Raw genomic sequence first — 19,798 nt, forward strand, 5'->3', positions numbered from 1 at the left:
TATGTGCAAACAGCGGGTGATGACAAGACCACGGTACGTTTCGGCCAGCGGAGCCGGAAGTGGCCATCGCGGCCTCATCGGAGGGCGAAGGTGAGCGGCTCCGCGATGCCCAGCGAGCGTTCGGACGCGCCGAGGGCCTTGCCGTTGACGCGGGCCGTGAGCGTCAACAGGTGCTCTCCGCCGTCGAGTTCACCGATCCCGGCGAACCTGTTCCGGACCTTCCGCCGTGAGTCCGCGGGCAGTTCGCCCAGCGGCATGGTCAGCGTCTCGGCGAGCAGGGTGCCGTCGTCCGGCGCGGACACGTCCGTCCAGCGACCGCCGTCGTACCACTGGGTGCTGAGCCACGTGGTCACGGCATGGCGCCGCGAGCCGGAGCAGATGACTCCCTCGACCGGGTTGTCCGGTCCCGCCTCACAGGCGCCGAACTCGCCCTGCACCTGGGCCCGCGGGTAGACGCTGTGCGAGTGGTTGACGACGGTGTACGTGACCTCGGTCCAGCGCCCCCGGCCCAGTGCGGCGGGCTCGTCCACCACGGCTCGGTCGAGCGACAGGGCAGCCGGCCGCACGGACCCGTGGCCGCGGGCGAGCGTGCGCGCCCCGTCGGCCAGGGTGACGTCCACCGGGAGTTCGTCCCCATCGACCCGGGGGCCGGCGTGCGGGGTGACGTCCAGGAAGCCGAGCAGACCGCCCTTCGGCAGGGTCATGCGGAACGTACCGGTCCAGCCGTCCTTGTCGCCGGTGAGCGCGATGTCCTTCCATCCCGCGTCGGTCCGTTCCTCAAGCTCCGGCCGGGGGTCACCGCCGCGGGTCTTGCCGATGTGCACCCGTACGACGATTCCGGGGCGGGTGCGCGCCTCGTTGTGAAGGTGCAGGGCGAGGCCGAGCCGGGTGTCCCCGGGCGTGCCGATGTCCTCCAGGGAGACCGACACGGGCGGTGACGCCGAGGGGCTCGGCGCCGGAGCGGGGGCGTTGCCGCCGCACGCCGCCACGAGGGCGAGGAGGGCGAGGGCGCCCGTGACGCGTATGGATCTCATGCTTCCCCCCAGGACAAGGACCGCAGACATCCTAGGCCCGCCCGTAGGGCCTGTCCGGCGGATCAGGGCCCAGGGCGTCTCCGTAAAGTCCCGTCGTACGCCCGAAGGGCGTGGCCCGCGGCGTCTGGTGCATCCCCGAGTTCTCGGCTTCGCTCGAACAGGGGAGACCCCACTTCTCGGCGTGCCGGCCGCGATCCCTCGTACTGGACGTACTCGGGATCTCGGCCGGTGCGGCGAGAGTGCGTGCCAGGCGTCGCGGGCCAGACGGGACTTTGCGGACACGCCCTGGCGACACGTACGCGAACGGGCCTGCCCCGGCCCGGCATTGACACGGTCGGCGACGACCGGGGACGCTGGGCGCGACAGCCGGGAGAGCGCTCTCCGATATTCGTGGGAGCGCGGTGCGCGAAGGAGCATGGCCGCCATGACGGACGAAGAGACCGAACCGCTGCTCGACAAGCTCGACGCGGCCCAGAAGGTCCGGTTGCTCACCGGTGCCACCACCTGGCGCACGTACGGCGAACCTGCTGTCGGGCTGCTGCCGCTCACCCTCTCCGACGGTCCGGCCGGTGTACGCGGCGAGACCTGGGACGAACGGGAGACCTCTCTCGTCCTCCCCTCCCCCACCGCGCTCGCCGCATCCTGGGACGAGCGGCTGCTGACGGACCTCGGCGCGCTGCTCGCCTCCGAGGCGAGACGCAAGGGCGTCGACGTGCTTCTGGCCCCCACCCTGAACCTGCACCGTTCACCGCTGGGAGGCCGGCACTTCGAGTGCTTCTCCGAGGACCCGCTGCTCACCGGCCGCACGGGCGCCGCGCTCGTCCGGGGCATCCAGTCGGGCGGAGTGGCGGCCACCGCGAAGCATTTCGTGGGCAACGACGCCGAGACGGACCGGCTGACCGTCGACGTCCGTGTGGATGAACGCACGCTGCGCGAGGTGTATCTCGCCCCGTTCGAGGAAGTCGTCGCGGCCGGGGTGTGGGCGGTCATGTCCGCGTACAACAAGGTCGGCGGCGTGACCATGTCCGCGTCCCCGCTGCTCGCTCACCCCCTCAAGGACGGCTGGGGCTTCGACGGCCTCGTGGTCTCCGACTGGGGAGGCGTGCGAACCCTGCTGGAGCCGGCCCGTTCCGGCCAGGACCTCGCGATGCCCGGTCCGGGCGGGCCATGGGCGGCCGGCCTGCTCGCGGCGCTCGAACAGGGGCTGATCCCCGCCGAGGCAGTGGACGACAAGGTACGCAGGCTGCTGCGGCTGGCCCGCCGAGTGGGCGCGCTCGGGTCGGACGCTCCGGCGCACCGGTCCGACGACCGCCCCGCGCACCGGCCCGCAGTGGCCCCCGCCACCGCCCGCGCCCTGCTGCGCCGCGCCGTCTCCGCCGGGGCGGTGCTCCTCCGCAACGAGGGCGGGCTGCTGCCGCTGGACCCCGCCGCGCTGAAGTCCGTCGCCGTCATCGGTCCGCACGCCACGGCGGTACGCATCCAGGGCGGCGGCAGCGCCGAGGTGTTTCCCGAGCACGTGGTGACCCCGCTGGCCGGGATCGAGCAGGCGCTCGACGGGGTGGCGGCGGTGACGTACCGCCCGGGGCTCCCCACGTCCGGCCGGCCCGAGCCCCTCGGCCGCGACCGGGCCCGCGATCCGCGCGACGGTGAACCCGGGGTGCTGGTGCGGCTGCTCGACGCGCACGGGGCCGAACTCCACGCGGAGCACCGGCTTTCCGGCCGGATCGTGGAGCCCTCGGTACCGGCCGGGGACGCGGCGCTGATCGAGATCCGGGCGCTGTACCGGCCCGCCGAGAGCGGCATGTGGACCTGGGCGGTCGGCGGCTGGGGCGACATCTCGCTCTCCGTCGACGGGCACGAGGTGCTGTCCGGCACGTTCCCGCTGGACAGCGACGACCCGACCCGGGTGCACGTCGTCCCGCCGCTGTACACCGCCCGCGCGGAGATGACCGCGGACCGGGAGGTGGAGGTCGTCGCCCGGCGCTCGCTCGCCCCGGGATCAGGGGTCGCGACGGTCCTCGCCGCGGCCCCGCCCGCCGGTGACGCGCACGCCGCGCTCACCGAAGCGGTGGCCGCCGCCCGGGCGGCCGACGTCGCGGTGGTGCTCGTGGGCACGACGGAGCAGAGCGAGTCGGAGGGGCACGACCGCGAGAGCCTGGACCTGCCGGAGGGCCAGGACGCTCTGGTCCGGGCGGTGGCGAGGGCCAACCCGCGCACCGTGGTCCTGGTCAACGCGGGCGGCCCGGTCGCCCTGCCCTGGCACGAGCGGGTGCCCGCGCTGCTGCTCGCCTGGTTCCCGGGCCAGGAGGCCGGGGACGGGCTGGCCGACGTGCTGTTCGGGCGGGCCGAGCCCGGTGGCCGGCTGCCGACCACCTGGGCCGCCGCCCAGGACGACGTGCCGGTGCTCGGGACCGCCCCCGGCGCCGACGGACAGCTGCACTACGCGGAGGGCGCGCACATCGGGTACCGGGCGTGGCTGCGGACCGGGGCCGCTCCGGCGTACTGGTTCGGCCACGGTCTCGGTTACACGGGCTGGGAGTACGAGGAGCTGACCGCCCCGGAGTCGGTGCGGCCCGGGGAGCCCTTCGACGTGCGGGTCCGGGTGCGCAACAGCGGGCGGCGGCGCGGGCGGGAGGTGGTGCAGGTCTACCTGGCGCGGAGCGGTTCCGCCGTCGAGCGGCCGGTGCGCAGGCTCATCGGGTACGCGGCGGTCGAGGCGGAGCCCGCGGAGAGCACGGTCGCGGTGGTCCGGGTGGACGGGCGGGCACTGGCCCACTGGTCGCCCGGACGGCACGGATGGGAGACGGAGGCGGGTGCGTTCACGCTGCTCGGGGGCCGTTCGGCGGGCGATCTGCCGCTCACCGCGGGGATCGTGGCGCGGCCGGGCGCGGACTCGGCCGGGAAAGGATCCCGTAACGGTTCGGAGCACGATGGAGAGCGCTCTCCGCTGATGCTATAAATGCGCTCATGACGGATGATCTGCGACCGGCCGGTACACCCACTCTTGAGGACGTGGCGAGGGCGGCCGGCGTCTCCCGCGCCACCGTCTCCCGGGTGATCAACGGCGTACGTAATGTCGACCCGGTGATCCAGGAGGCCGTCCGCCGGGCGGTCGCCTCCACCGGTTACGCACCCAACCGCGCGGCCCGCTCGCTGGTGACCCGGCGCACCGACGCCATCGCGCTGGTGGTGTCCGGCGCGGGCGTGGAGCCGGAGACGGAGCCGCAGGAGGACGCACCCCCGGAGGACGCGGACGGAGGCGAGGGAGCCTCCTTCACCGGGCAGGTCTTCGCCGACCCGTTCTTCGGCCGGGTGGTGACCGGGGTGGTCAACTATTTGCGCCCGCGCGGGATGCACCCGGTCCTGATGTTCGCCGAGACGTCACGGGCGCGCGAGGACGTGGTGGCGTTCCTGCGCCAGGGCAGCGCGGACGGCGCGCTGGTCGTCTCGACGCACGCGGAGGACCCGCTGCCGGGCATGCTGACGGACGCCGGGCTGCCCGCCGTGCTCTACGCGCGGCCCGCCCGCGCGGCCCGGATCAGCTATGTCGACGTCGCCCACCAGGACGGGGCGCGGCTGGCCGCCGAGCATCTGCTGGCCCGGGGCTGCCGCCGTATCGCGACCATCACCGGACCGCTCGACGTGCCCGCGGTGCAGGAGCGGCTGGCCGGCTTCCGGGACACGATGGCGCGCGAGGGGCATCCGTACATCGCGATCGCCGAGGGGCGGTTCACCCAGGAGAGCGGGGAGACCGCGATGGAACGGCTGCTCGCCGAACACCCCGATCTGGACGGGGTGTTCGCGGCCAACGACCTGATGGCCACGGGCGCCTGCCATGTGCTGCGGGACCGGGGCAAGCGGGTGCCGGAGGACGTCGCGGTGATCGGCTTCGACGACAGCAGCGCGGCCCTGGCCTGCCGTCCGCCGCTGACCACGGTCCGCCAGCCGGTGGAGGCGATGGCCGCCGAGATGGCCCGCCTCCTGATCGAGCGGCTGGCCAGGCCCGAGGGCGCGGCGACGTCCGTGATCTTCGAGCCTTCGCTGGTGGTGCGGGACTCGGCGTAGGGGCTCGGGACCGCGCCTCAGGACCGTGCCGTGAGGCCACGGGCCCACCGCCTCACCCCGTCGCGTCCGCCTCCGTCCGGGGCCGCTCCCGTCCGCGCACCGCCGCCGCAGGGGTCCGGGGCGCCGGGGCCGTGGAGCCGGGCCGGGGTGCCGGTGACGGGCGGCTGCCGCCGCGGGCCAGGAAGTCGGCCAGGGGCAGGGTCGCCGCGCCGACGGTGACCGCGTCGGGGCCCAGGCGGCCCATCTCGATGGTGGTCCGGGCCGCCGCGTGCTTCAGCGCGTACTCCTGCGCGTACCGCCGGATGTCGGGCAGCAGATGCGGGCCGATCAGCAGGCCCGCCCAGCCGCCGAGCAGGATGCGCTCGGGCAGGAAGAGGTTGATCAGGTCGCCCAGCGCGGCGCCCAGGCACTCGGCCGTCTCGTCGAGCAGCGCGACGGCCACCGGGTCGGGCTCGCCGCCGTCCGCCGGGTAGGCGGCCGCCAGCAGCGCGGCGAGCGCGGTCTCGTCGTCGGCGTCGGCGGGGAGCGGGCCGCCCGCCTCCTGCCAGCGCTCGCGCATCGCCTCGGCTCCCGCGTACGCCTCCAGGCAGCCGATCGACCCGCAGCGGCAGCGCCGGCCGCGCAGCTGCACGGTGCTGTGGCCCCACTCCAGGGCCTGGCTGCTGCGGTCCTCGTCGAGGAGGTCGCCGTGGTTCACGCAGGCGCCGACGCCGGAACCGATGAGGGCGATGGCGGAGGCTCCCGCGCCCCGCCCGCCGCCGAACCACATCTCGGCCTGGCCGAGTGTCTTGGCGCCGTTGTCGATGAAGAAGGGGACCTCGGGCGGCACCCGTACGGCGTCCCGGAGCAGCCTCTCGAACGGGACGGCGCTCCAGTCGATGGTCTGGCCGTGGACGACTGAGCCCACGTCGCCGATGACGCCGTCCGGCGCGTGGCGCTCGATGATGCCGGGCACGCCGATGCCGATGCCGAGGAGGCGGCGCGGGTCCGCTCCGGCGTCGCGCAGTACGTCGGCGACGCCGCTGCGGACATGGCCGACGATGCGGTCGACGTCGTAGCCGTGCTGGGCGAGCAGCCTCTCGGTGCGAGCGAGTTCGGTGAGGGAGAGGTCGAAGAGCTCCACCCGTATGCGGGTCTCGCCGATGTCGATGCCGATGAGGAGGCCGCCGCCGGGGGCGACGCGCAGCAGGGTACGGGGGCGGCCGCCGTCGGAGTCGACGACTCCGGCCTCCTCCAGGAGGTTCTCCGCAACGAGTTCCGCGACGACGTTGCTGATGGAACCCGAACTCAGCCCGGTGGCGGGGCCGAGCTCCTGGCGGCTCAGCGGGCCGTCGAAATACAACCGTTGCAACACCCGCGCCCGGTTGCCCCGTCGCAGGTCACGCACGGTCCGTCTGTTGCGCTCAGCCATGTGGCTCCTTCCCTGACGGAAACATACCGCGACCCCGGGACTTGACGCGACCTTCTCTCACCTCTTAAATCACGTCATAAATTAAGCCCTGAAGGTCGCTCGGTTCCCGAACACGGCCTTCCTCCCCGGAAAGGGGCCATCCCGCATGCGCAACATCAGAGCCGCGGCAGCCGTCACCCTCGCGATCTCCATAGCCGCCGGTGTCACCGGCTGTGGAGGCGGATCGTCCTCGGGCAGCGGCAGCAACGATTCGCCGAAGACCCTCACGTACTGGGCCTCCAACCAGGGCGCGAGCATCGAGGCGGACAAGAAGATCCTCACTCCCGAGCTGAAGAAGTTCGAGAAGCAGACCGGCATCAAGGTCAAGCTGGAGGTCGTGCCCTGGGCCGACCTGCTCAACCGGATCCTCGCCGCCACCACGTCCGGTCAGGGCCCGGACGTCCTGAACATCGGCAACACCTGGTCGGCCTCGCTCCAGGCGACCGGTGCACTGCTCCCCTGGAACAAGGAGAACTTCGACGCGATCGGCGGGCGTGACCGCTTCGTCGACTCGGCGGTCGCCTCGGCCGGCGCGGAGGGCAAGGACCCCGCCGCGGTGCCGCTGTACTCACTCGCGTACGCCCTCTACTACAACAAGAAGAGCTTCGCCGACGCCGGCATCGAGAAGCCCCCGACCACCTGGGACGAGCTGGTCGCGGACGGCAAGAAGCTCTCCAAGGACGGCAAGTGGGGGCTGGGCGCCGAGGGCTCCAACCTCTCCAACAACATCCACCAGACCTTCGTCCTGGGCCAGCAGCACGGCGCCGACTTCTTCGACGCCGACGGCAAGCCGACGTTCACCTCGGACGGCGCGGTGGCGGCCGTGAAGCAGTACATCGACTTCATGGCCAAGGACAAGATCATCGCCCCGGGCAACGCGGAGTACGCCCAGAACCAGTCCCTCACGGACTTCGCCAAGGGCAAGACCGCGATGGTGCTGTGGCAGGCCGCCGCCTCCACGTTCGCCTCCCAGGGCATGAAGCCCGAGGACTGGGGCGCGGCCCCCGTCCCGGTCGCCTCGGGGACGCCCGGCCAGGGCAAGAACGTCAACTCGATGGTCGCCGGCATCAACATGGCCGTGTTCAAGAACACCAAGAACATCGACGGCGCCAAGAAGTTCGTGAAGTTCATGACGAGCGACGCCGAGCAGAAGCTCCTCAACAAGACCTACGGGTCGATCCCGCCGGTCAGGACCGCCCAGGCGGACGAGGCGTTCTCGGCTCCCGACCTCGCGGTCCTGCGCGACACGCTGGCCAAGAGCGCGGCACCGCTGCCGCAGGTCCCCAACGAGTCGCAGTTCGAGACCGCCGTCGGCACCGCGGTCAAGGAACTGTGGGCCGACGCGGCCGCCGGACGCCCCGTGACAACCGAATCCGTCAAGGCGCGCCTGGAAAAGGCCCAGCAGACGATGCAGCAGTAAGGCAGCCTTCATGACCGCCACCGTGACCACCGACAGCCTGACGGAAAAGTCGGACAGGGTGACGAGCCGGGGCAACGGGGGTGCGCGCAGGAAGCTGCCGCGCATCCCCGACCGGATCCGCCAGGGCGGACTGCCCTATCTCCTGCTCCTGCCGGCCGTCCTGCTCGAACTCCTCGTCCACGTGATTCCGATGGTCATCGGAATCGTGATGAGCTTCCGCCAGTTCACGCAGTTCTACATCAACAACTGGGGCGGGGCGCCCTGGAGTGGCTTCGACAACTACAAGATCGCCGTCGACGTCAACGCCCCGATCGGCGAGGCGCTGCTCCACTCGTTCTTCGTCACCTGCGTCTTCACGTTCTTCGCCGTCGGCCTGGCGTGGCTGTTCGGGGTCGCGGCGGCGATCATGCTGCAGGAGAACTTCCGCGGCAGGGGCTTCCTGCGGGCGGTCTTCCTCGTCCCGTACGCCCTGCCGGTCTACGCGGCCGTCATCACCTGGGCGTTCATGTTCCAGCGCGACAACGGCCTGGTCAACCACGTGCTCCACGACCAGATCGGGCTCACCGACCAGCCGTCGTTCTGGCTGATCGGCGACAACAGCATCTACGCCCTGATCATCGTCTCGGTCTGGAAGGGCTGGCCCTTCGCCTTCCTCATCGTGATGGCCGGGCTCCAGAACATCCCGCGCGAACTGTACGAGGCCGCCTCCATCGACGGCGCCGGCATCTGGCAGCAGATCCGCAAGATCACGCTGCCGTCGCTGCGCCCGGTCAACCAGGTCCTGGTGCTCGTCCTGTTCCTGTGGACGTTCAACGACTTCAACACCCCGTACGTGCTCTTCGGGAAGGCCGCCCCGGAGAACGCGGATCTCATCTCGATCCACATCTACCAGTCCTCGTTCGTCACCTGGAACTTCGGCACCGGCTCCGCGATGTCCGTGCTCCTGCTTCTGTTCCTGCTTGTCGTGACGGCCGTCTACCTGCTCATCACCTCACGCGGAAGGAAGGGTGCCGATGCCTAGCCATGCCCAGCCGTCCGTACTGCCGGCGAAGACGGGAGCGCGGAAGCGGACCCGCTCGCCGATGGCCGCGCCGCAGTCCTTCCTGTGGGCCCGCCGTGCCATCCTGACCTTCCTGGCCGCCTTCGCCCTGCTGCCCGTCTACGTGATGGTCAGCAGCTCGCTCAAGCCGCTCCAGGACGTGTCGGGGAAGTTCCACTGGATCCCGTCGGGGCTGACCGTGCAGCCCTACTTCGACATCTGGGACACCGTCCCGCTCGCCCGGTACTTCGTCAACTCGCTGATCGTGGCGGGCGCGGCGACGGTTCTCTCGGTGATCATCGCGGTGTTCTCGGCGTACGCGGTGAGCCGCTACAAGTTCCGCGGCAAGCGGGTCTTCACCGTCACCGTGCTCTCCACCCAGATGTTCCCGGGCATCCTCTTCCTGCTGCCGCTGTTCCTCATCTTCGTGAACATCGGCAACAGCACGGGCGTCGCCCTGTACGGCTCGCGCGGCGGTCTGATCCTCACGTATCTGACGTTCTCGCTGCCGTTCTCCATCTGGATGCTCATCGGCTACTTCGACTCGATCCCCCGGGATCTGGACGAGGCCGCGCTCGTCGACGGCTGCGGGCCCATCCGCGCCCTGTTCAAGGTCGTGGTGCCGGCCGCGGTGCCGGGCATCGTCGCCGTCGCGGTGTACGCGTTCATGACGGCGTGGGGCGAGGTCCTCTTCGCCTCCGTGATGACCAACGACACCACCCGCACCCTGGCCGTCGGCCTCCAGGGCTACGCCACCCAGAACGACGTGTACTGGAACCAGGTCATGGCCGCCTCGCTCGTCGTCAGCGTGCCGATCGTCGCCGGCTTCCTGCTCCTCCAGCGCTACCTGGTGGCCGGCCTCACCGCGGGGGCCGTCAAGTGACCGCCCCGGAAAGGAAGTCCGTGAACGACCTCAGCGCCCTGCCGGCCGGCTTCACCTGGGGCGTCGCCACCGCCGCGTACCAGATCGAGGGAGCCGTGGCCGAGGACGGCCGCGCCCCCTCCATCTGGGACACCTTCTCGCACACCCCGGGCAAGGTGGCCGGCGGCGACACCGGTGACGTGGCATGCGACCACTACCACCGGGTGCCGGAGGACATCGGCCTGATCAAGGAGGTCGGGGCGAACGCGTACCGCTTCTCGCTGGCCTGGCCGCGGATCGTGCCCGGCGGCGACGGACCGGTCAACGCGGCCGGCCTCGACTTCTACGACCGGCTGGTGGACGGGCTCCTGGAGGCCGGGATCACCCCGTTCGCCACGCTCTACCACTGGGACCTCCCGCAGGCGCTCCAGGACCGGGGCGGCTGGACCGTACGGGAGACCGCGGAGCACTTCGCCGCGTACACCTCGGTCGTCGTGGAACGGCTCGGGGACCGGGTCAAGGACTGGGCGACCCTCAACGAGCCCCTGTGCTCGGCGTGGATCGGCCACCTGGAGGGCACGATGGCGCCGGGTCTCACCGACCTGACCGCCGCCGTCCGGGCCTCCTGCCACCTGCACCTGGGCCACGGCCTCGCGGTGCAGGCCATCCGGAGCATCTCCCCCGACGCCCGGGTCGGCATCGTCAACAACCTCAGCCCGGTGGAGGCCGCCACGGACCGCGAGGCCGACAGGGCGGCGGCGGTGCGCGGCGACGGCCACACCAACCGCTGGTGGCTCGACCCGATCCTCGGGCGCGGCTACCCGCAGGACATGGTGGACCTGTACGGAGTCGAACTCCCGGTCCGGGAAGGTGACATGGAGCTGATCTCCGCGCCGCTGGACTGGCTGGGCGTCAACTACTACTTCCGCCAGGTGGTCACAGCCGACCCGTCCGGCCCGGTCCCGCACGCCAAGCAGGTCTACCTGCCCGGCTCCCGCCACACCCACATGGACTGGGAGGTGCACGCGCAGGGCCTGGAGCAGCTGCTCCTGCGCCTGACGGAGGAGTACGGCGTCGACCGCGTCTACGTCACCGAGAACGGCTCTGCCTATCAGGACGTCGTCCTCCCCGACGGTTCCGTGCACGACCCCGAGCGGACCCAGTACCTGGAGGAACACCTCGCGGCGTGTGCCCGCGCCGTCCGCAAGGGTGCCCCGCTGGCCGGCTACTTCGCCTGGTCGCTCCTCGACAACTTCGAGTGGGCGTACGGCTACGACAAGCGGTTCGGCCTGGTCCACGTCGACTACGCGACCCAGCGCCGCACCGTCAAGACCAGCGGCCGCCGCTACGCCGAGCTGATCCGCGAAGCGACGACACCCCGCTCCCGCAAGGCCGCCTGACCCCGGCCGCGCACCCAGGCAGCCCCCGGCCGCGACGGACCACCGCCGCCGCCGGGGGTTCCGCGTCGCGGCACGCCATTGCCGGGGCGGCAACCGGCGGCCACAGGACGTTCGTTAGCATCCCGTCGCATGAAGAGGCGGGGATGGCGGCTGGGTTGTGTGGCAGTACTGGCGGCGATGTGTGCTTCCGGTCCGGGAAATCCTGACGTCGTCCGTATGCCGTCCGACCTCGGCCCCACGCCGGCCGACCGCTACACGTACACCGCCCAGGACTATCAACGGTCGCAGCAGGCGACGGCGTTGCTGGTACGCCAGTGCATGAGGGAGCGCGGCCATGCGGACTTCCCGCTCGACCCTCGCAGCCCCGTCGACGCCATCTCCGTCACGGTGGCATCCACCGACTACGGCACCCTGGACCTCGCTGCCGCCCGCCGTTGGGGGTACGGCTGGGACCCGGCGAAATCGCGGGCGCACCGGCCGACGGGCCGCCGGATGACCGACGCCGAGTACCCGGACTACCTCACCTGCCGGCCCCAGGCCGACCAGCAGCTGATGCGTGGCATCGATGTGAAGCGGGACTGGCTCTACGCGGGCACCCGGGCGATCAGGATCGCCGAGGTGGTGAAGCGCGACCCGGACCTCCGCGCGTCCTGGAACGAGTGGTCCGACTGCCTGGTCGACCGGGGGTTCACGCGCTATTCCGACCCGGTGGCGGCGTACACGGACGCCGCCTGGCAGCGGGGCAACGACGGCAACACGAGGCACACCCAGCGGGAGCGTGACACGGCCGTCGCGGACGTCACCTGCAAGCGCCGCCACCACACGGCCCAGATCTGGCACACCACACGGGCGCGGGAAGAAGCCATCGACATCGAACGGCACCGGGCCCGCTACACCGCCGGCCTGGAGGCGCTGCGCACGTACCGGGCATCGGTCACCGGAGTACTGCGAAAGCTCGGCTGAAGGCACCGGTGGAGCGCGCCCGGGCCTGTCCGGCGGACGTGATCAGCCGGAGAGGCCCTACGCCCCCTCGGTCGCCCGCGCCCAGTTCGACAGCAGGAAGTGCAGCCCCTCCACCGCGCGCTCCCAGGACTTCTGCACGGGCCGCGGCGCCTCGAAGCCGCCGTCGCCCTCCAGGGCGGTGAAGCCGTGGAAGGTGCTGCGCAGCAGGCGCACCGCGTCCGTCAGGTCGGGTTCGGTCAGGCCGTACGCGCGCAGCATCGCCGAGGTGGTGCGGAGGGTGCGGTGGTACGCCGGCGCCTCGGCGACGATCGCGGGGTCGACGCGGTACTGGGTGGCCGCGTAACGGCCCGGGTGCTCCAGCGCGAAGGTGCGGTACGCGTCGGCGAACGCGACCAGCGCGTCCTTGCCCGCCCGGCCGGCGACCGCCGCCTCGATGCGGTCGATGAACTCCTCGGCGGCCAGCAGCGCGATGCGGGTCCGCAGGTCGCCCAGGTTCTTGACGTGGGAGTAGAGGCTGGCGTCCTTGACGCCGAAGCCCCGGGCCAGTGCGGAGATGGTGACCTTGTCGAAGCCGGCCGTGTCCGCCAGATCGGCCGCAGCCACCACGACCCGATCGGTCGTGAGCCCCGCGCGAACCATCCCCACCCCCGCCTGTGCGTTTCCTAGGACCCTTAGCTTTGCCGAATATACACAGGAGCCCGCGGTGGTCACGGAGAGCCGTGACCACCGCGGCCTTCCGTACCGCGCCGACAGCGGGGAGTGGGTCGACGCGGTGACCGGGATCGCTCGGGAGAGCGCTCTCCCATGACGCTCCCAGTGTCGCGCCGCTGTCGACGGAGTGTCAAGGTTCGGCCGTGTCCGGGCATGACTGCGGGGGCCCCGGCATACCGGAGCCCCCACATCTCACGGCTCAGCCGGTGGGGAAGTTGTCCGGGGTGCTGATCCGGGCCTTGAGCAGCGCGCCCGACTCGGTGAGGACACCGCTGCTGCTGTAGTCGCCGCCGTCACAGGTGCCGGGCTTGAACGCGGCACTGCTCTCGTTGGCGTCGGAGTAGGTCCAGTTGGCGTAGCTGATCTTCAGCTGGTCGAGCAGGTCCAGCCAGGCGGTGGTGCTCGAACGGTCCAGCGCGCCGCCACCGGTGGCACTGACCGTACCGAACTCCGTCACGAAGAGCGGGAGTTGCGAGGCGGCCCGGCTCACCGTCGCACGGTAGTTGTCCTTGTGACTGGCAGCGTAGAAGTGGAACGCGTACATGATGTTGGTGGCATTGACGGGGCTGTTGACGACCTCGCTCTCGTTCGACCCGTCCGAGACACCGAGGGAGGACCAGCCGCGGGTGCCGACGATGACGACCGCGTCCGGGTCGGCCGCGCGGATCACCGGGATGACCTGCTCGGCGTAGCTCTTGATGCCGGCCCAGCTCACGCCGTTGGGTTCGTTGGCGATCTCGTAGATGACGTTCTTCTTCGCGGCGTTGCGCGCGGCGACGGAGGCGAAGAACGTCTTGGCGCGCTGCAGGTTGTAGTTGGGGTCGCCCGGCGTGAGGGTGTGGAAGTCGATCAGGGCGTACATGCCGCGGGCCTCGGCCATGTCGACGAGGCCGTTGACCTTGTTGGTGAAGCCCGCCGGGTCGGTCTCGTAGCCGTCCTCCTGGACATACATGGCGGTGCGCAGCAGGTCCGCCTTCCAGTCGTTCGCCAGGGCGTCCAGGGAAGCGTTGTTGTAGCACTGGCTGAACCACTGGAGGCCGTGCGTGCTCATGCCGCGCAGCTGGATGGGGCGGTTGTACTGGTTGCACAGGTTCGTGCCGCACACGTGGAGCTGGCCGTTGGTCCCCACCGGGGTGCCGTCGCCCGTGGCGGGCGGCGGATCGTCGTCGTCTCCCCCGCCGCCGACGGAGCCCGTGCACGCGACACCGTTCAGGGTGAAGCCCGTGGGCTGCGGGTTGGAGCCGGTGAACGAGCCGACGAAGCCAAGGTCGGCCGTGCCGCCGGTGGCCAGGTTCTTGTTCCAGTCGATGCCGGCGGCCGAGACCGTGGAACCGGACTGCGACCATGTGGCGTTCCAGCCCTGGACGACCTTCTGACCGGAGCCCGGCAGGGTGAACTTGAGCTGCCAGCCGTTCACGGGGTCGCCCAGGTTGGTGACCTTGACGCCACCCTGGAAGCCGCCCTCCCACTGACTCGCGACGGTGTACTCCACCTTGCATCCGGTGGCCGCGGCCGCCGGGTGGCCGGCCAGGACCGTGAGGCCCATGACCGTGGCGCCGGTCGCCAGCAGAGCCAAGAAGCGTTTCACAGCATTTCTCCTCGTTCGAAGGGGAACAACTGAGGAACTTGCGAATGGGAGCGCTCCCAGAACCCATCGGCCCAGGACCGTACACGCCGCCGGACCTTCGCGCATAGGGATCCGACGCTGTCATGCACAAATAAAGTTGGGAGCGCTCCCAGATGCCCGGGCCGATACCGGCCGCCGATCGTCGCAATCACTCAGCCGTCCCCCCTCCGGGCCGTAGGATCGGGGGCTCTTGGGGGTGGTCCATGCTGAACAGGAGTTCCGGCACGCCGACGCTGGAAGAGGTCGCCGCGCTCGCCGGGGTGGGGCGGGGCACGGTCTCCCGCGTCATCAACAACGCCTCGGGCGTCAGGGAGTCCACCCGCCGCGCAGTGCAGCGCGCCATCGACGAACTGGGCTACGTGCCCAACCTGGCCGCACGCTCCCTGGCCGGGCAACGGGCGGGCGCCGTCGCCCTGGTGATGACGAAGACCGACTGGCGGCTGTTCGGGGAGCCGTTCTTCTCGGAGATCGTGAGCGCGGTCGGGGACGCCCTGGACGAGCGCGGCGTACAACTGCTGCTCACCCTCGTCCGGACGGACAGCGAACGGCAACGGCTGCTGGAGTACGTGCGCGGCGGCCGGGTCGACGGGGTGCTGCTGATGTCGGTGAGCGCCGAGGACCGGCTGCCCGACATGCTCGCCGACGCCGGGGTGCCCACGGTGCTGCTCGGCCGGCGCTCGGGCGACGAGCGGGTCACGTACGTGGACGCCGACAACGTTGGCGGAGCGCGGGAGGCGGTGGGCCATCTGGTGCGCGGCGGCCGGACGACCATCGCCGCGATCACCGGGCCGCCGGAGATGTACGTCGCCCAGTGCCGGCTGCGCGGCTACCGGGAGGCCCTGCGCGAGGCGGGGTTCGCGGAGCTGCCGTCCCTGGTCGCGCAGGGCGACTTCACCGAGGCCAGCGGGCGGCGCGCGATGACCGGCCTGATCGAGCGGCACCCGGAGGTCGACGCGGTGTTCGCCGCGTCGGACAGCATGGCCGCCGGTGCGCTGGCCGCGCTGCACACGGCGGGGCGCCGGGTACCGAAGGACGTGGCGGTGGTCGGCTTCGACGACTTCGAACTGGCCGAGCAGACCGAACCGCCGCTGACGACGGTCCGCCAGCCGATGGAGGAGATCGGCCGGGCGATGGTGCGGCTGCTGCTGGAGGAGATGAGCAGCCCGAAGGTGGCCTGGCACCACGTGATCCTGCGGACGCGGCTGATGGTGCGCGGGTCGGGCTGACGCGGGGCGCCGGCGGGCGGCGCGGCGCCGCGGGCGCGCCCGGTCGCACCGCGGCCATCCGCCGGCGGCGCCTTTCGGCCGATGACGTCCGGCGGGTTGTCAGGGACACGGCGAATCCCCTACAGTCCCCTACCAACGAATGCATGGGAGCGCTCCCATGCAGCGCCCCCTCCGCGGCCCGCCCACCCCCACGTCCCCCACCGCCCGGGCCCGGAGGGCGATCCGCCTCGTCACCGCCGGTGCGAACCCACCGCGGTGCGACCTCCTGACGCACGTCCCGCACGACGACCGCCCCCGCACGCAGAAGGAGAGACCATGGCACGACGAAGGACACAACTCGCCTCCCTGGCGGCGGTGTTGGCGACGCTACTCGGCGGCATCGCCTTCACCCTGCTGGGCCAGGGCAGCGCGCAGGCCCACGGCGTCACGATGTCGCCGGGATCGCGCACGTACCTCTGTTACCTGGACGCCAAGACCAGCACGGGCGCCCTCGACCCGACCAACCCGGCGTGCAAGGCCGCCCTGGCGGAGAGCGGCGCGACGTCGCTGTACAACTGGTTCGCCGTGCTCGACTCCAACGCGGGCGGCCGGGGCCAGGGTTACGTCCCGGACGGCACGCTGTGCAGCGCAGGCGACCGTTCCCCGTACGACTTCACCGGCTACAACGCGCCGCGCGGCGACTGGCCCCGTACGCACCTGACCTCGGGTGCCACGATCGAGGTCGACCACAGCAACTGGGCCGCGCACCCGGGTTCGTTCCGGGTGTACGTGTCCAAGCCGGGGTACTCCCCCACGTCCGAGCTGGGCTGGGACGACCTGGAGTTGGTGCAGACGGTCACCAACCCGCCCGCCGTGGGTTCGCCGGGCACCGACGGCGGTCACTACTACTGGGACCTGACGCTGCCCTCGGGCCGCTCGGGTGACGCGGTCATGTTCATCCAGTGGGTGCGCTCGGACAGCCAGGAGAACTTCTTCTCCTGCTCCGACATCGTCTTCGACGGCGGCCACGGCGAAGTGACCGGCATGCGCGGCTCCACCACCCCGACGCCGGACCCGACCGACCCGACCCCGGACCCCACGGACCCGACGCCCGATCCGACCGACCCCACCGACCCGCACACCGGCTGCATGGCCGTCTACAGCGTGACCAACTCCTGGAGCGGCGGCTTCCAGGGCTCCGTCGAGGTCATGAACCACAACACGACGGCGCTCGACGGCTGGTCCGTGAACTGGAAGCCCGGCGCGGGCACCACGGTCAGCAGCGTGTGGAGCGGGGTGCTGAGCACCGGGTCCGACGGCACGCTGACGGTCAAGAACGCCGACTACAACCGTACGATCCCGCCGGACGGCAGCGTGACCTTCGGGTTCACCGCGACCTCCACCGGCAACAACTTCCCCGTCGGTTCGATCGGCTGCGTCCACTAGGGCGCGTCCGGCGGATCAGGTCGGCGGCGGTTCCCGGGCGGTCCGGGAGCCGCCGCCGTGCCGCTTGCGGCCGGGACCCGGAGAGCCGGGTACGGTGGAGTCCGTCCGATCATGATCCGCCGGACAGGCCCGCCGGGCCCGGAGGCTCCGTGGCACTCGACATCAACGAACCGTTCGGTCAGAACTGGACGCACGCCGCGCAGTTCGGCATCGCGTTCGTCCTGTCGTGCGCGATCGGGATCGAGCGCGAGATCCGCCAGAAGGCGGCCGGGCTGCGCACGTACACGATCGTCGGGCTCGGCGCCGCGCTCTTCACGCTGGTCAGCAAGTTCGGCTTCTCCGATGTCGTGGTCACCGGTCAGGTGGAGCTGGACCCGTCCCGGGTCGCGGCCCAGATCGTCTCCGGCCTCGGCTTCATCGGCGGCGGCGTCATTTTCGTCCACCGGGGCTCCGTGCGGGGCCTCACCACCGCCGCCTCGATCTGGCTGACCGCCGCCGTGGGCTGCGCGGCCGGTGCGGGACTCCCCGTGCTCGCGACGCTGGCCACGCTCGCGTACTTCCTGGTGTCGTACGGGGTACGCCCCCTCGCCCACCGGCTCCCCACCCTGCGCAACGCCTCGATCGGCTACCGCATCACGTACACGGAGGGCGTCGGTGCGCTGCGGGAACTGGTCAACCACTGTACGGAGACCGGGTTCGCCGTCTCCGAGCTGACCACGCTCTCCGGCTCGGGCCGGTACCGGCGGCGGCGCGCGCCGGAGGACGCCGAGCGGACCGTCGAGGTCGCGCTGAGCGTGCAGGGCCGGGGCGATCCCGACGCGCTGACGGCACGGCTGGCGGGCACGGCGGGGGTGCTGGCGTGCAGCCGCAGCGACCTCGCCGACGAGTGACGGGCGGATCCGGACACGCCTCCCCGGGGCGCTCGTATGCTCGGCTGCCATGACAAGCCGTGCGTCCCTCCCGCCGGAGCCCTCCGTCGCGCTGCGCGAACTCCTCGCCTTCGACGACGGCGGGAGCCTGCGGCTGCTCCTCGCGCCCGCCGGCCGTGACGTCGGCGTACGCGGTGTGGCCGTGGGCGAGGAGGGCCCGGCCCGGCCGCTGGACGGCTGCCTGGTCCTGGTGACCGGGGCGCCCGCCTCGTCGCCCGAGGCCGCCGCCCCGGTCCGCGAAGCCGCGCGCCGGGGCGCGTCCGGCGTGGTGCTGCGCGCCGTGGAGGGGGTGGCCGCCGCGCCGCAGGTGACCGCCGCCGCGGAGGAGGCGGGCGTCGCCCTGCTCACCCGCGCGGAGTGGGCCGACTGGACGGACACCGCCGCGCTGCTGCGCTCCGCGCTGGCCTGCGCACGGGCCGGGGCCGAGGACGGGACGGCGGGGCGGATGGCTGCCGGGGGGCCGGAGAGCCTGAGCGCCCTCGCGGCGGCCGTCGCCGAGTACACCGGCGGTTCGATCACCATCGAGGACACCCGCCTGCGGGTCCTGGCCCACTCCGCGACCGGCCCTGACGCCGACGTGCTGCGCCGCTCCACCATCCTGGGCGGCCGGGTCCCGGAGTGGCGGGTCGCCGAGCTGCGGCGCAGCGGGCTGCTCCGGGCGCTGTGGACTTCCCGGGACGTGATCCACCGCGCGGCCGACGCCGAGGGGCCCGAGCGCCTGATCATCGCGGTCCGCAGCGGCCCGGAGGTCCTCGGCTCGATCTGGGTGGCCGGCGACGGACGCCCCCTGCGCACGGACGCGCCGGACGCCCTGCGCCGGGCCGCCGAGGTCGCCGCTCCCCTCCTGGTGCGGCACCGGCTGCGCGAGAGCGGCGCCGCCCGCCGCAGCGAGGTCGCGCTGCGCGGACTGCTGTACGGGGACGGGGACGCCCGCACGCACGCCTGGTCGCTCGGCCTGTCCCCGGACGCGGCCTGCGCGGTGGTGGTGGCCGAGCCCCTCAGCTCCGCGTCCTCCCCGGGCGGCCGCTCCCTCGACGTACCGGCGCTCCAGGCGGCGACGTACCGCCCGTCCGCGCGGGTCCTGCGCGACGGGGACCGACTCCTGGTGCTGCTGCCCGTGGACTCCGGCGCGGAACACGGACCGGCGGCGCTGGCCCGGGAGCTGGCGGGCCAGGGCGGCGCCGCCGGGGTGCTGGCGGGCGCCGGTCCGGTGGTCGCCGGGGCGCAGGGGGTGCGGGAGTCGTACGACGAGGCCCAGCTCATCGTGCGGGTGCTGCGCGAGCGGGCGGGGGCGGGTGGCGCCCAGCGGTCGGCGGACGCGGCGGGCGTCGGCCCCTCGCTGGACGTCGCCCGGGTCCTGGACGCGGCCCGGCCGGTCTGGGAGTCGGGGAACGGGCCCGTGCACGAGCTGGTCCGCGTAGATCTGGCGGCGGGCGGGGAGCTGGTCAGGTCGCTGGCGGCCTACCTGGACGCGTCGGGCGATGTGGCGCGGGCGGCCGCCCGGCTGGTCGTCCACCCCAACACGCTGCGCTACCGGCTGCGGCGCGCCCGGGAGCGGTTCGGCGTGGATCTGGACGATCCCGACACCAGACTGCTGGTCACGCTCGCCGTCCGGCTCAGCGGGTAGGTTGCCGTCTGTCCGTACGG

Annotated in this window: 15 protein-coding genes; 11 read left to right on the forward strand and 4 right to left on the reverse strand. The window is 72.1% G+C overall.

The window, feature by feature from the left end:
- Nucleotides 1-74: 74 nt before the first annotated feature.
- Nucleotides 75-1,034: a hypothetical protein gene (locus BLW14_RS02680; RefSeq protein ID WP_256332656.1), complete on the reverse strand. Its 960-nt coding sequence runs from the start codon at nt 1,032-1,034 to the stop codon at nt 75-77.
- A 415-nt stretch (nt 1,035-1,449) separates the two neighbouring features.
- Between BLW14_RS02680 and BLW14_RS02690 the strand changes: the two genes are divergently transcribed.
- Nucleotides 1,450-3,993, forward strand: a complete 2,544-nt coding sequence (locus BLW14_RS02690) for a glycoside hydrolase family 3 C-terminal domain-containing protein (protein WP_093703909.1) — start codon at nt 1,450-1,452, stop codon at nt 3,991-3,993.
- 8 nt (nt 3,994-4,001) lie between these two features.
- Complete coding sequence (locus BLW14_RS02695) at nt 4,002-5,099, forward strand: LacI family DNA-binding transcriptional regulator (protein WP_093703911.1); 1,098 nt, start codon at nt 4,002-4,004, stop codon at nt 5,097-5,099.
- A gap of 52 nt (nt 5,100-5,151) precedes the next feature.
- Here the strand turns inward: BLW14_RS02695 and BLW14_RS02700 are convergent, their stop codons facing one another.
- Complete coding sequence (locus tag BLW14_RS02700) at nt 5,152-6,510, reverse strand: ROK family transcriptional regulator (RefSeq protein ID WP_177153885.1); 1,359 nt, start codon at nt 6,508-6,510, stop codon at nt 5,152-5,154.
- Nucleotides 6,511-6,655: 145 nt separating this feature from the next.
- On the opposite strand from BLW14_RS02700, the gene BLW14_RS02705 reads away from it, so the two are divergent.
- From BLW14_RS02705 to BLW14_RS02725, 5 genes are all read left to right on the forward strand, one after another.
- Nucleotides 6,656-7,969, forward strand: coding sequence for an ABC transporter substrate-binding protein (locus tag BLW14_RS02705; protein ID WP_093703913.1), 1,314 nt, complete (start codon nt 6,656-6,658; stop codon nt 7,967-7,969).
- Between the two features lie 10 nt (nt 7,970-7,979).
- Entirely contained in the window at nt 7,980-8,990 is a 1,011-nt protein-coding gene (locus tag BLW14_RS02710) for a carbohydrate ABC transporter permease (RefSeq protein WP_093703915.1), read from the forward strand.
- 61 nt (nt 8,991-9,051) lie between these two features.
- Nucleotides 9,052-9,891 carry a carbohydrate ABC transporter permease gene (locus tag BLW14_RS02715; RefSeq protein ID WP_093703917.1) on the forward strand — a complete coding sequence of 280 codons (840 nt, stop codon included), beginning with the start codon at nt 9,052-9,054 and terminating at the stop codon, nt 9,889-9,891.
- A gap of 20 nt (nt 9,892-9,911) precedes the next feature.
- Complete coding sequence (locus BLW14_RS02720) at nt 9,912-11,270, forward strand: GH1 family beta-glucosidase (RefSeq protein ID WP_093703919.1); 1,359 nt, start codon at nt 9,912-9,914, stop codon at nt 11,268-11,270.
- A 216-nt stretch (nt 11,271-11,486) separates the two neighbouring features.
- Nucleotides 11,487-12,233, forward strand: coding sequence for a hypothetical protein (locus tag BLW14_RS02725; protein ID WP_256332657.1), 747 nt, complete (start codon nt 11,487-11,489; stop codon nt 12,231-12,233).
- A 57-nt stretch (nt 12,234-12,290) separates the two neighbouring features.
- Here the strand turns inward: BLW14_RS02725 and BLW14_RS02730 are convergent, their stop codons facing one another.
- Nucleotides 12,291-12,872, reverse strand: coding sequence for a TetR/AcrR family transcriptional regulator (locus BLW14_RS02730; RefSeq protein ID WP_093703921.1), 582 nt, complete (start codon nt 12,870-12,872; stop codon nt 12,291-12,293).
- Nucleotides 12,873-13,143: 271 nt separating this feature from the next.
- Complete coding sequence (locus tag BLW14_RS02735; RefSeq protein ID WP_093703923.1) at nt 13,144-14,532, reverse strand: cellulase family glycosylhydrolase; 1,389 nt, start codon at nt 14,530-14,532, stop codon at nt 13,144-13,146.
- 242 nt (nt 14,533-14,774) lie between these two features.
- On the opposite strand from BLW14_RS02735, the gene BLW14_RS02740 reads away from it, so the two are divergent.
- The 4 genes from BLW14_RS02740 to BLW14_RS02755 all read left to right on the forward strand — a co-directional run bounded on the left by BLW14_RS02740 (nt 14,775) and on the right by BLW14_RS02755 (nt 19,778).
- Nucleotides 14,775-15,797: a LacI family DNA-binding transcriptional regulator gene (locus BLW14_RS02740; RefSeq protein WP_093703925.1), complete on the forward strand. Its 1,023-nt coding sequence runs from the start codon at nt 14,775-14,777 to the stop codon at nt 15,795-15,797.
- 315 nt (nt 15,798-16,112) lie between these two features.
- Nucleotides 16,113-17,222: a lytic polysaccharide monooxygenase gene (locus BLW14_RS02745; RefSeq protein WP_093703927.1), complete on the forward strand. Its 1,110-nt coding sequence runs from the start codon at nt 16,113-16,115 to the stop codon at nt 17,220-17,222.
- A 149-nt stretch (nt 17,223-17,371) separates the two neighbouring features.
- Nucleotides 17,372-18,112 (forward strand): MgtC/SapB family protein, encoded by a 741-nt coding sequence (locus BLW14_RS02750; protein ID WP_018523033.1) that lies wholly within the window; start codon nt 17,372-17,374, stop codon nt 18,110-18,112.
- Between the two features lie 49 nt (nt 18,113-18,161).
- Nucleotides 18,162-19,778, forward strand: coding sequence for a PucR family transcriptional regulator (locus tag BLW14_RS02755; RefSeq protein WP_093703929.1), 1,617 nt, complete (start codon nt 18,162-18,164; stop codon nt 19,776-19,778).
- The last annotated feature ends 20 nt before the right edge of the window (nt 19,779-19,798 follow it).

Origin of the sequence: Streptomyces sp. 2131.1, from assembly GCF_900105515.1 — a bacterium.
GTDB classification, from domain to species: domain Bacteria; phylum Actinomycetota; class Actinomycetes; order Streptomycetales; family Streptomycetaceae; genus Streptomyces; species Streptomyces drozdowiczii.

Excerpts from the sequence above, each read along its gene's own strand:
- BLW14_RS02680 (WP_256332656.1), bottom strand. The coding sequence starts at position 1,034 with ATGAGATCCATACGCGTCACGGGCGCCCTCGCCCTCCTCGCCCTCGTG.
- BLW14_RS02690 (WP_093703909.1), top strand. The coding sequence starts at position 1,450 with ATGGCCGCCATGACGGACGAAGAGACCGAACCGCTGCTCGACAAGCTC.
- BLW14_RS02695 (WP_093703911.1), top strand. The coding sequence starts at position 4,002 with ATGACGGATGATCTGCGACCGGCCGGTACACCCACTCTTGAGGACGTG.
- BLW14_RS02700 (WP_177153885.1), bottom strand. The coding sequence starts at position 6,510 with ATGGCTGAGCGCAACAGACGGACCGTGCGTGACCTGCGACGGGGCAAC.
- BLW14_RS02705 (WP_093703913.1), top strand. The coding sequence starts at position 6,656 with ATGCGCAACATCAGAGCCGCGGCAGCCGTCACCCTCGCGATCTCCATA.
- BLW14_RS02710 (WP_093703915.1), top strand. The coding sequence starts at position 7,980 with ATGACCGCCACCGTGACCACCGACAGCCTGACGGAAAAGTCGGACAGG.
- BLW14_RS02715 (WP_093703917.1), top strand. The coding sequence starts at position 9,052 with ATGGCCGCGCCGCAGTCCTTCCTGTGGGCCCGCCGTGCCATCCTGACC.
- BLW14_RS02725 (WP_256332657.1), top strand. The coding sequence starts at position 11,487 with ATGCCGTCCGACCTCGGCCCCACGCCGGCCGACCGCTACACGTACACC.
- BLW14_RS02730 (WP_093703921.1), bottom strand. The coding sequence starts at position 12,872 with ATGGTTCGCGCGGGGCTCACGACCGATCGGGTCGTGGTGGCTGCGGCC.
- BLW14_RS02740 (WP_093703925.1), top strand. The coding sequence starts at position 14,775 with ATGCTGAACAGGAGTTCCGGCACGCCGACGCTGGAAGAGGTCGCCGCG.
- BLW14_RS02745 (WP_093703927.1), top strand. The coding sequence starts at position 16,113 with ATGGCACGACGAAGGACACAACTCGCCTCCCTGGCGGCGGTGTTGGCG.
- BLW14_RS02755 (WP_093703929.1), top strand. The coding sequence starts at position 18,162 with ATGACAAGCCGTGCGTCCCTCCCGCCGGAGCCCTCCGTCGCGCTGCGC.